The following is a 12,640-nucleotide window of genomic DNA, read 5'->3' as shown; positions in this document are numbered from 1 at the left end:
AGTTAAAGTTTTTTTACGTAAAAAAAGGACCTAAACTAGATCCTTCTTTTAAATATTATTTTCTCTTCTTATAAATTCCTAAACCACCTAATAATGATAGTACCCCAATTGCTTCCACTGGTATTGGTGCACCAGTATTAGGCAATGTTGAAGTTGATGTTCCCTTAGTACTACTTAATGTTGTAGGTGTAGTTGATATCTTATTAGCACTTCCTAAGCTTCCAATTGTTCCACCTGTTGTTCCGCCTATTGTTCCGCCTGTTGGCCAATTAATTGATGGCCAATTACCTGATGGTTTATTTATACTTATATCTATATTAATGTTATTATCATTACCAATATTAATGTCAGTATCAATATTAATATCGTTATCAGTATCTGGTAAATCAACATCTGGAAGTTCATTTTCTCCTAAAACCCTTACAACTGCTTTTCTAGTTCTACAACTATCAGCTGTAGAAACTGTAATATATGCTTTACCAGGTGCTATAGCAACTACATTTCCATTTCCATCAACTGTAGCTACTTCTGGATTACTACTGGTAAATACTACTTCACCAGGTGAATGTAATACATTGATTGTATAGCTTTCTCCTACATGAACAATCCTTAATATATTATCAATTACAAAAGGTTGTATTAATACATCTTCATTTATACTACCTGAATCTTCTGTAATGTCTGGTGTAACAGAAATATCTGGTGCTTCTGAAGTTTCTGGGGACTGTACTGATGTTTCAGGAACAGTTATTTCAGGAAGTTCACTTACAATTTGCTCTACTGCATCTTTATAAACATTACCTGCATTATTTACATAATCGCTCCAATTAAAATCAACTGTATTATTAGTTGTACCTTCTGTTGCACTTTCATCGGCATTATTAGTAAATGAGTAATTATTAATATACTCTATCATCTTATTTTGCACATTAGATAAGGCTTCATCATTTACTGCTGCATTGGCTTCTATTGAAAATCCGCTAAAAGCAATTATTGCCATTAAAATTAATTTTCTTTTCATTCTTATTCCTCCCACAAATTAAAATTAAGCCTGCTTTAAATACCTTCATCCCCTTTAAACCAACTTTTATTTTTTAATATAGATTCACTTTCTATAGTTTATATTACCATATTTTATATTATTTTCCAATTATTTTTTTTATTCCTTTTTTAGAAAAAAGAACTGTAGCACTAAATAATTAGTGCTCAGCTCCTTTAAATTATCTATAGATTTTTAAATTTAGCTAATAATTTACTAAAAAATCCTTCATCATCTGTTTTAACTGTTTTTTTATTCTCTACTTTACTACTCTTTTTATTTTCTGCTTTTATGGCTTCTGTCCTCATAATAAATTTAATATTGCCAGTCATATTTTCATTTATTCCTGAGTATAATCCATAGTCATCTGCCATTTTCACTAACTCATTTTTTACATCTTTCAATTCCTCTATAGAATCTACTGCCTCATTTCCCAAATTACAAATTTGATCTAGCCCCTCTTCTTTTATCTGCTTTGTTCCATCCACAAGCTTACCTGTGGCTTCTAACACCTGTTTTGATTTATCTCTCAGTGTGCTAGTACCACCTGCTAATTCACTACTACCTTCAGCAAGCTTTCCTACTGCATCACTTAACACTGATCCTCCATCAGCAAGTTCATTTCCTCCTTTTGCCAAGGCTTCAACGCCTGTACTTAATTCGCTTGAAGCAGACTCTAATGTCTTTCCTCCTTCTGACAAGCTATTGCTTCCTTCTGCCAGCCTACTTACTCCATCTTTGAAAGTACTAGTTCCTTCAACTAACTTACTACTTCCTTCCGCTAACCTATTTACTCCTGATTCCAATTCACCAGAAGCACTTTTTAAACTTGAGCTTCCTTCTGCTAAATTACTTGTTCCTACATATAATTCATTAGCTCCATTTACCAAATCATTACTTCCAGCATATAAATTAGTAACTCCTTCTTTAATTTGCAAAGCACTTGTATTTATATTATCTGCTCCATTAACAAGAGCATCAAAATTTTCCATAAAAGAGTTAGAGCCCTCTGACACTTCACTTAGCCCTCCCTCAAGCTGACCTGCTGCTAATAATGCTTCATTAGATTTACTTATAACTTCATCTATTCCTTCTCTCTGTGCTGTTGATACATAACTTAAAGAATTACTTATATTAAGTAATTGTTCTGCTGCCTCTGGATTTGATTCTTTTATAGCTTCATATACCTGATTTATTTGAAGATTTAAACCATCTATAGTATCAGTAGAATCTCTTAGACGTCCTATATCATTTATTCCTTCACTTAGTCCAATCTTAAGTTGGGAACTGCCATCTTTTGCTGCCTTAATACCAAAATCTATTTGATTATATCCATCTCTTAAACTCTTTATACTAGATGTAAATCCATTTACCCCTTCTGTAAATATACTTTCTGAATCATTTAAACTTGCTAACCCTTCATTTAATGAAGTAGCGCCAGCAGCTAATGTTTGCATATTATCATTGACAGTATTTATTCCATTATCTACTGCAGTTATTCCTCCTTCAAGTCCTGGAATCTTACTTTGCAATTCATTTAATCCACTATTTAGTTCTGTTGTTCCATTATATAATTCCGGTGCTTTATTATTTATTTGACTAATACCATCATTTAATTCTCTTGCTCCATCACTCATATCCTTAATACCCTGAACTAATTCAGGAGACTTTCCATACAATTGATTTATTCCATCCCTTAATTCTATCATTCCAGCTTTTATTGTAGGAATCTTATCATTTAACTGTGATAATCCACTATTTAAATCTTCACTGCCTGAAGCAGCCTTGTCTACCCCTTCATCGAATAAAATGTAATTTTCTTGTAACTCTTTTTGTCCATTTAGTAGTTCCTCTCCACCTTCTTCTAATTGATTTAATTTATCTTTTATATCTGAAAAAGATTCTACTTCATCTAATCCATCAAGTTCTTCATTAATAACTGTACCCACTAATGCTATATAAGGTACTTGAAAATCTGTAGTATTTCCTTCTATCTCTATACTATCCTTTAACTGAATATCAAAAATATTTTCCTTTTTCTTAATACCCTTGGTTAATTCATTTAAATTCAAAGACTCCTCTAACCCTGGTATGGAAATTAAAGTTATCATTGAATTGCTTCCATCATCTATAATCTTCCCTGCACTTACCTTAATATTAGAGAAAACATCATTAGGCAATATACATTCTGTGGCTGTCAATATTGGAAGATATATCTTTCTATCTTCTCCTTTAATCTTCTTTGTTTCATATTTATTATTCTTTACATTAATACTTATCTTAAATGATCCTTCTTTGCCTAAAACATCTTTAGGATCCACTTCTTTATTATTAAATTCATATTTTATTTCTATATTTAAAGGAAGCTCTTTTTCACTATTGCCTTCATAATATAATTCATTAGAATTAACATTCCATTTTAAAGTCTCACCATTTATCTTCGCTTTCTCATCACTTTTAACATTTTTTATATTACTCAAAGATGATTTATCTTCAAATTCACCTAATACCTCATCACTACTTATTTTATCTGATACAATATTACTTGTTGGTTTTCCATTTTCATCTAAAATTACATATACAGTTTCATCCTTATGCATTTCCCCTGCATAAGCAGTAAAATTACTCATTGTTGTTGCCATAACAACTAAAAATACTAATTTTTTAGATAATGACTTTCTTTTCATTTACTTTTCCTCCTTCTTACACATTATAAAATATTTACTTGTTTTTACAATTATACCTTCAAACATTAATAAAACTCCTGGTAATACAAATAGTATAACTAGCATACTTATTATTGCTCCTCTGGCCATCAACACACATAGTGAACTTATCATTTCCAATTCTGAAATAATCCCTACTCCTGCTGTAGCTCCAAAGAATGTCAATGCACTAGTTATTATTGATCTTGATGAACTTTGTAATGCTTTTATCATTGCTTCCTTCTTATCATTAGTGTTTGATAACTCTTCTTTAAATCTTGAAGTAAGAAGTATTGCATAATCTACTGTAGCTCCTAATTGTATTGTTCCTATTACGATTGATGAAATAAATGGAATTGTGGTACCTGTGTAATACGGTATTCCAAGATTTATAAAAATAGCTAGTTCTATGGCTAGCACTAATAGAACTGGTACTGATATAGATTTAAATATGACCATAATTATTAAAAATATTGCTACTATTGAAAATATACTCACCTTTTTAAAATCACTATCGGCTATTGTTACAAGGTCATTGGTAAGTGGTGCTTCCCCTCCAACTAATCCTTCTGGATCATATTTCTTCACAATCTCATTAATTTCATCTAACTGCACTGCCACTTCATTGGTAGCTGATTTATATTTTGAATTGACAATAATTCCTTCATAGCCACCTTTCTTTACCTGTTCTAATAACTCATTAGGCAAAAAGTTTTCTGGTATTCTAGATCCTAATACAGATTCTAATGCTGCCGCCATGGTAACACCATCTACATTATTTAATTCTTTAACCATTTCTTTAACCTTATATCTATCTAAATCATCACTCACCAAGATAATATTGGTTGATACCATATTAAACTCATTCTTCAACTTATCATTAGCAACTATTGAAGGTAAATTATCTGGCAGTGACTCATCAAGATTATAATAAACACTAACCTTTTCCTTACCTATAGCTGCTGGAATTAATATCAATAGAGAAATTAAAACTATTACTTTATGATGTTTAATAATAAAACTACTGCTTTTTTGAAAAGTAGGTAATATATTTTTATGTTTGTACTTATGAATTACTTTATCGAAAGTTAAAACTAAAGCTGGCAATATGGTAATTGTACAAACAACTCCTATAACAACGCCTTTTGCCATTACTAATCCTATATCTTTTCCTAAAGCTAAATCCATAACACATAGTGCTAAAAAACCTGCTACTGTTGTCAAAGCACTCCCCACAACAGATTCTATGGTAGCTTCAATAGCATTAGCCATGGCTTCAACCTTATTCTCTCTACTTTCCCTCTCCTCATCATACCTATGAAGCAAGAATATTGAATAATCCATGGTAACTCCAAGCTGAAGTACTGCTGATAAAGCTTTAGTTACATAAGATATATTTTCAAAGATCACATTTGATCCCATATTATAAATAATTGCTATTCCTATACTTGATAAAAAAACAATTGGTATTACATATGATTCCATGGTAATTGATAGGATTATAATTGATAATATTACTGCTATCAGTACATAAATAGGAGTTTCTTTATTGGCCAAATCTTTTGTATCCTTTATCACCCCTGCTACGCCACTAAGAAAAGCTTGTTTCCCAGCAATCTTACGGACATCACTTAAAGCCTTTTCTGTTTCAGTACTGGCATCTGTGCCAGCAAATTTAATTATCATTAATGTGGAGTTTTCTGAATAGAAAATATCTCTGATATCTTCTGGTAAAATTTCTTTTGGTACAGATAAATCTATTGCATCATCAATCCAGATAACATCATTAACCCCTTCTACCTTCTTAACTTCTTCTTTTAATTTGCTTACCTCTTTGTCTTCCATATTTTCTACTATAAGCATTCCTAATGATCCACAATCAAAATCATCTTTTAAAATGGATTGTGCAATCCTCGTATCTAATTCATCTGGTAAATATCCTAAAATATCATAATTAACATCTGTCTTTAAATATCCCAATACTGATGGTATTAATAAAAGAAATGCTATTACTAATATAAGCATCCTACTTTGGGCTATGGCCTTTGATACTTTATTCATCTCTATTCCCCCTCTCGTTGTGAGTTAGTGTAAAGTTTTTTACACTATTTTTATTTTAAAATCTTTATATATCAAGGTTTCGAAAGTTTTTTGCATAAAAAAAACAACGACCCCCTAATTTCATGTTAAAATTGAATCTCTGACCAAACAAAATCAACAATGAAAGGTTGTCGTTATCATGGATTCAATTATAACTTATTTACTTATATATAATTAATATTTAATTACCATTATCGGTGAATTACTTTTATTTATTTCACAACACATACCACTAAAACAAATGATATTTGATGATTCAAATAGCCCTGAATATCAAAAGTTCAAAGTAGATAGACTACCTACAATACTTAAATTTGAAAAGGTAGATTATAAATTACTTTTAGCTTATTACAAACATAAATATAACAAGACCTTAAAACCCGTCCAAAGACGGAACGGTAAGTCTATTCCTAAAAAAACTAAATGTCCTAAATGTGGTGCACCTCATGAATATATTTACGATAACAATGGCAATAAAGGTCAGTTTAAGTGTAAAGTTTGTCAACTTACATTTAAAGAAGCTAATTATGCTACTAAACCATTAGTATTTATTTGTCCTTACTGTGGTGCTACCCTTACTGAGCAAAAGCAGCGTAAGCAGTTTAAAATACATAAATGTAATAATTCTAAATGCTCATATTATCAAAGAAACATTAAGAAACTTCCTAAGGATCTTGATCCTGCCCATAAATATAAATACAAGCTTCACTATATATACCGTGAATTCAATATTAACTTCTTTAAGATGGATTTATATCCAATTTCAAAACATGCTGCAGGATTTAGTTTTAAAAAGTTTAATCCTCATATAATGGGATTATGCCTTACTTATCACGTTAATTGTAAAATGTCTACAAGACAAACTGCACATGTTTTAGAAGAAGTTCATGGAATAAAAATATCACATAGAACTGTTGCTAATTATGCTTTAACAGCAGCCGCTGTCATTAAACCATTTGTTGATACATTTAATTACAAACCATCTAAAATACTTTCTGCCGATGAAACTTATATAAAAGTTAAAGGAATTAAGCATTATGTTTGGATTGTAATGGATGCTTGTAAAAAGTCTATTCTAGGTTATCAAGTATCTGATACAAGAGCTACAGGTCCTTGTATATTAGCAATGCGTATGGCTTTTGATAAGTTCAAAAAATTTCCAGGAAAAGCTTTGAACTTCGTTGCCGATGCTTATAGCGCTTACCCGTTAGCGAAGCAACAATTTGAATTAGAAGAAAATAAAGAATTTAATCTAACTCAAGTTATTGACCTTACTAATGAAGATCCAGTATCTGAAGAATTCCGTTGGGTTAAGCAAGTAGTAGAGCGTCTAAATCGTACCTTCAAATCTTCCTATAGAGTTACTTGTGGCTATGGAAGTGATGAAGGTGCTCTTTATGGATTCTCTCTTTGGGTTGCTTATTATAACTTTTTAAGACCTCACCCATATAACTATCATCGTCCTTTAAATGAATTGGATGCTTTAAATATCGCTGATAACATGCCAGCAAAATGGCAAATTCTTATCAATCTCGGTCAACAAACCATATTAAATATGCAAGAATCTAAAACTTCTTGATAAACTATAAAATTAAATATTGATTTAATTTTTGCCTCCGATACCGAAGGTCTTTTTGTCATATTCAATTTTCGAATTTTAATTGATATTGCAAAGTTATTTTTCCATTATTATGCCAAATTAGCCCTATGCTATTTTTTCATACGAAACTTTACACTATCCGTTGTGATACATTTTAAACTGACTAGTTAGTTTAAGCAAAAGGAATTTTATGGTATTTTTTTACATTTAATCTATCCAACTTTTATTTTGCTTGATTATCACTGTAATTCTTTATTAAACAGCTTATATCTTTGTTTTTAATTAGTAGTACTAATTTTTATTAACTTTTTATTAATTAATTTTAATTTTTTCTGTATCAAGCTAAAAAGAGCCTATTTCTTATAAAATTTATTTTTTTATTATATTTACAAATTTGTAAAAGTTATTTTTAATTAAGAAATATTTTTTAACTAAAAATAAATGTTTCAGACTATTCTATAAATTATGATATTAAAGATATTTTAATGTATACTATCTTTAGAGGTGATTTTATTATGAATAACAATTTAGATATCATTACTGATTCTGGACATGAAAAAATAGCCTTAGTGCTAAAATCATTGATAGTTGGTATTATTACATCATTAGTTGTTATATTATATCGATTTTCATTATCATATGCAGAAAAAATAGCCTTTAATATTTATGAATATATCTCAGAAAATAAATGGGCTATTCCTCTGTGGTTTTTAGTATTATTTATCATTGCATACATAGTAGGTAAATTAATTGATAAAGAACCCTACATCAGCGGCAGTGGTATTCCCCAAATAAAAGCTATCATAGGCGGATATATAAAAAACAGACCACTAAGTACCATAATAAATAAATTTATTGGTGGAACTCTTTCAATCCTAAGTGGTCTTTCTTTAGGTCGTGAGGGCCCTTCTGTACAGCTTGGTGCTTGTACAGGTGACCTAATAAGCAAATTTTTTAATAGTTCAAGGCTACAAAGGCGCCTTTTAATAAGCAGTGGTGCTAGTGCTGGGCTATCAGCAGCTTTTAATGCTCCCTTATCTGGAGTGCTTTTTTGCTTAGAAGAAATATATAAATATTTTTCTCCTGTTGTTTTATTATCTACAACAGTAGCTGCTGTAGCTGCCGATTTTATATCTAAACACTTTTTTGGTTTAAATCCTGTGTTTAATTTTACTTCAACTACTGCATTACCATTAAAAAACTATTGGCTTTTACTTTTTCTTGGTGTACTCCTTGGAGTGCTTGGTGCCTTTTACAACTGGGCAACATTACTTACTCAAAAGCTATATGGTAAACTTAAGGTATCTACTTCTACCAAATTATTAATTCCATTTGCTTTAGCTGGTATATTAGGATTGATATTTCCAGTATTACTTTGTGGTGGCCATGCAGCTCTTGAAGAATTTTCACTAAGTAATACATTATTGCTTTTATTTTTAGTTTTTATTGGTAAATTATTATTTTCAATAATTAGTTTTGGTTCAGGTGCTCCTGGTGGAATATTCTTTCCTCTACTAATTATTGGTGGCTCAATAGGTTCAATTTTTGGATATATATGCATAAATTCTTTTGGTATCAATGAAACCAATTTTACAACTTTTATCATATTATCCATGGCTGGATACTTTACTGCTATTGTAAGAGCTCCTATAACAGGTATAATCTTAATTATTGAAATGACAGGTTCTTTTAACCACCTACTTCCATTATCAATAGTATCAATCATTGCTTATATCATTGCTGATTTATTAGATAGTGCTCCTATTTATGATTCATTAATGGAAAATCTACTACTTAAAAATAACATTAATGAATATCATAAAAATAGCAAGAAAAAAACAATAATCACAAATATGGTTCACTATGGCTCAACAATAGAAAAAATGGCTATAAAAGATCTTAATCTTCCTGAAAACACATTAGTTGTATCCATAAATCGTGGTGAAATATCTATCACGCCAAATGGTAATACAATAATTAAAGCTGGTGATGAAATTCTTACTATGACAGATCTTAAAGACGAATGGAAAATTAGAAATTTAATGGATAAATTAACTGAAAAATAACATGTTTCAAAAGGGAATAATGTTTTATTATTCCATTTTTGTATTTTTATGGTAATATTATCTTTGTAGATTATTTTTTTCATTAGGAGGTTTATAATGAAAAATAACACCAATAAATTAATTTATTTTGAAGAATATATACCTATTAACGGAATATCACAATATTTATTCCATTGTGGTACAGACTACAAAAATCCAGTATTGTTAATTTTGCATGGTGGTCCTGGTTCTGCTGAATCAATATTTTCATATACTTTTCAAGAAAAATGGGAAAATATCTTCACAGTTGTTCATTGGGATCAACGTGGTGCTGGAAAAACCCTTACTGAAAATCCTGATGAAGATACATTTCCAACCACAGAAATTTTACTTAATGATTTAAAAGAAATATGTGATTATTTAAAGAAAAAATATAATAAAAAGAAAATTATTTTATTAGGCCACTCTTGGGGTAGTATTTTAGGAAGCTTATATATACAATCTCACCCTGAAGATATAGAGTATTATATAGGAGTAGGACAAGTTGTAGATATGTTGGAAAATGAAAAAGTAGCTTATGATAAAACTAAAGAAGCTATCTTAAAAGCTAATAACAAACATGACTTAAAAAAACTTAATTCATTAGGTGAATATCCTGGTGAAAAATTAGATTTGACTTCTACTAAAACCATACGCAAGTTTAGAAAGATACAGGCCAAATATAATTTAGCAATAAATATTAATTTTTCACTTATTAAAAACTTTATAAAAAGTCCTATTTTTCAATTAAGTGACGTTAAAGCTTACTTAAACTCTTACAACGCTAATAAATCTATTTATAAATTTTTAGAAAACTTTACTCTTTATTCAAAACCATTAAAATATGAAGTACCTATTTTTTATATCTTAGGAGATAATGACTGGCAAACTTCATATAATATAGCTAGTAAATACTTTAATAAAATTGATGCTCCATATAAAAAACTATATGTTATTCCTAATGCTGGTCACATGACCATGATGGATGAACCTGAATTATTTTTTGAAGCATTAAGTGATATTAATACTAATTCTTTAATTAAAAAATAATAAAAAAAGCTATCTTCTATTTAAATTAAGATAGCTTTTATAATTTTCTATTTATCTATACTTTTAATAATTCTTGAAATATAACTTAAAGTATGGAAATCTCTATCAATATTTTCTTTTATATGTTTCATACCTTTAATTAACGTTTCTTCTGAAAATCTTTCCTTTAATATCAGTATTGATAATCCGTTTATTGAACCCTCTTTTGTATCTAGCACTCTAGATTTCTTAATATATTGATTTTCCATTGCAGAAAGAATTGCCTTTTCTAATTCATTACTAATATCTAATTTTGGCATTTCATCATAAACTCTAATTTTAGGACTGTTTATATCAAAGTTCTTTACTGTACTTAAATCGCAACCTACAAAAATTGTATTGATAAATTTAGCATCTCTAAAATCTACATTTGCAAGACTTGCACCTTCAAAAATTGCATCTTCAAACATAGCTTCTCTAAATTTACATCCCTTTAAATTTGATCCTATAAATTCAGCTTCTTTAAAACTACATCTGTAAAAATTACACTTTTTGAAATGAGCTCCCCTTAAGCTAGTAAAATCAAAATTTGATCCTGAAAAATCACAATTATAGCATTTGCTTCTTTTTAAATTTTTATATACAAAATTTTTATTAATTTTACTTGTATTATCATAAACAAAGTTTTCTGGTGTACTTCTATTTATTGCCATTACTGCCTCCATACATATAACTTTTAATTGGCATATTAATACCAATGCTTCTTTATGTATAGTATATGTAGTTTTGGCAAAAGTCAACGAAATAATCTAAAAAGCTTTATTTAAAAATTCTTTTTAAGTTGTAATTTTAATTTCTTCATCACTAAATTCTATTCTTTTTTTCTTAGGTTCTATATATCCTTCTGTCCTTGCAAATATATCTTTCTTATTTTCATTGGTATTTTCAATAATGCATGTCCCACCATACATATTACAGTTTTCCGATATATATTGTAACAGTTCTATAGCATCCTTAGAATAATTTAATAATTTCACTCTAACTAAAAGTCCTCCAGGATTTAACGAAAACCTATAACTAATGTCTTCATTGCCATAAATAAAGTCTAAGTCATTAAATACCTTAATATTATTAGGGAATTTTATGAAATGAAATTCTACAATTGAATTAAACCATCTTTTTATTTCAAAAAACATTTTAATAATATATTGAATATTGGCAGTCACTACCTCAAACTCATCTTCATGTATTTCTATAACTTTTTGATATCTTCTTTTAGATATCTTTAATATACTACTTAATTTAAACCATTGGTCTTCCTTTTCGATAGTGATAACCTTAAGCTTTCTTTGCCTTTTACTATTACTTTTTAAAATATAATTCAAAGTAACTCTAGGTTTACCATTAAAATGCTTAATTGATGATTCAAGCTCTCCAAAATCATTAGATTCTATATAATCAATTATTTTATACATATTTGTTTCTCCTTAGAAGTTTCTTATTTTATTATCGCCTTATATTAAGTTTTTTTAAGTATGTTATTAAAAATACATATTTTATCCTAATATATATTTATATTACAATATTTTTTTATTTTTTCAAATGTATACTTTTAGACTATATCTTCTTTTTCTTCTATATTTTTTTCAATATCTACACCTTCATAACTTTTGAAAAGTTTATATATTTCTGGACATTCTTTTGCTAGTGATATTGGTCTATGATCCCTGCCTAAGAAACAATGTTTTGTTTCTCCTGTAGTCTTAATCTCTCTTGTCTTAGCGTCTACTACCTTATATGATAAGGTAATCTTCACACCATTGAATTTTTCCACTTTTGGAATAATTATTACATCATCGTTGTATCTTACCATTCCTTTATATTCACAAGAAGCTGATAATACTGGACATATAATCCCTAGTTCTTCTAGCTTATTATAACCTAATCCAACCTGTTCCATCAAATCCGCCCTTGCCTCTTCAAACCATCTTAAATAATTTGAATGATGAATTATTCCCATTTGATCGGTTTCATAATATTGTGCTTTATGATTGTATAATTCTATTATCACAAAACCCCCTCC

At 29.1% G+C, this 12,640-nt stretch carries 9 protein-coding genes; 3 read left to right on the top strand and 6 right to left on the bottom strand.

Annotated features, from left to right (window positions below):
• Positions 1–55 precede the first annotated feature (55 nt).
• The 3 genes from Q5O44_RS04630 to Q5O44_RS04620 all read right to left on the bottom strand — a co-directional run bounded on the left by Q5O44_RS04630 (position 56) and on the right by Q5O44_RS04620 (position 5,805).
• On the bottom strand, positions 56–1,021 hold the full coding sequence (locus tag Q5O44_RS04630; RefSeq protein ID WP_022167222.1) for an Ig-like domain-containing protein: 966 nt from the start codon (positions 1,019–1,021) through the stop codon (positions 56–58).
• Between the two features lie 203 nt (positions 1,022–1,224).
• Complete coding sequence (locus tag Q5O44_RS04625; RefSeq protein WP_022167221.1) at positions 1,225–3,726, bottom strand: hypothetical protein; 2,502 nt, start codon at positions 3,724–3,726, stop codon at positions 1,225–1,227.
• The gene (locus Q5O44_RS04620) at positions 3,727–5,805 is read right to left on the bottom strand and encodes an RND family transporter (RefSeq protein WP_022167220.1); all 2,079 of its coding nucleotides are present in this window, start codon (positions 5,803–5,805) and stop codon (positions 3,727–3,729) included.
• Between the two features lie 280 nt (positions 5,806–6,085).
• Here Q5O44_RS04620 and Q5O44_RS04615 point away from each other — a divergent pair, with 280 nt between their 5' ends.
• From Q5O44_RS04615 to Q5O44_RS04605, 3 genes are all read left to right on the top strand, one after another.
• Entirely contained in the window at positions 6,086–7,423 is a 1,338-nt protein-coding gene (locus tag Q5O44_RS04615) for a DDE-type integrase/transposase/recombinase (protein WP_022167219.1), read from the top strand.
• A 536-nt stretch (positions 7,424–7,959) separates the two neighbouring features.
• Positions 7,960–9,510: a ClC family H(+)/Cl(-) exchange transporter gene (locus Q5O44_RS04610; RefSeq protein ID WP_022167218.1), complete on the top strand. Its 1,551-nt coding sequence runs from the start codon at positions 7,960–7,962 to the stop codon at positions 9,508–9,510.
• Between the two features lie 96 nt (positions 9,511–9,606).
• On the top strand, positions 9,607–10,578 hold the full coding sequence (locus tag Q5O44_RS04605) for an alpha/beta fold hydrolase (protein ID WP_022167217.1): 972 nt from the start codon (positions 9,607–9,609) through the stop codon (positions 10,576–10,578).
• Positions 10,579–10,625: 47 nt separating this feature from the next.
• Here Q5O44_RS04605 and Q5O44_RS04600 read toward each other — a convergent pair whose 3' ends face one another.
• The 3 genes from Q5O44_RS04600 to Q5O44_RS04590 all read right to left on the bottom strand — a co-directional run bounded on the left by Q5O44_RS04600 (position 10,626) and on the right by Q5O44_RS04590 (position 12,628).
• A complete protein-coding gene (locus Q5O44_RS04600) occupies positions 10,626–11,270 on the bottom strand; it encodes a pentapeptide repeat-containing protein (RefSeq protein WP_022167216.1) in 645 nt (214 codons plus the stop codon).
• A 123-nt stretch (positions 11,271–11,393) separates the two neighbouring features.
• Positions 11,394–12,032 carry a hypothetical protein gene (locus Q5O44_RS04595; RefSeq protein ID WP_022167215.1) on the bottom strand — a complete coding sequence of 213 codons (639 nt, stop codon included), beginning with the start codon at positions 12,030–12,032 and terminating at the stop codon, positions 11,394–11,396.
• A gap of 137 nt (positions 12,033–12,169) precedes the next feature.
• On the bottom strand, positions 12,170–12,628 hold the full coding sequence (locus tag Q5O44_RS04590; protein ID WP_022167214.1) for a thioesterase family protein: 459 nt from the start codon (positions 12,626–12,628) through the stop codon (positions 12,170–12,172).
• Between the last annotated feature and the right edge of the window lie 12 nt (positions 12,629–12,640).

It is taken from the genome of Clostridium sp. CAG:221, from assembly GCA_000435835.1.
GTDB lineage: Bacteria > Bacillota > Clostridia > Clostridiales > Clostridiaceae > Clostridium.
This window is presented reverse-complemented; position numbering and strand designations above follow the sequence as displayed.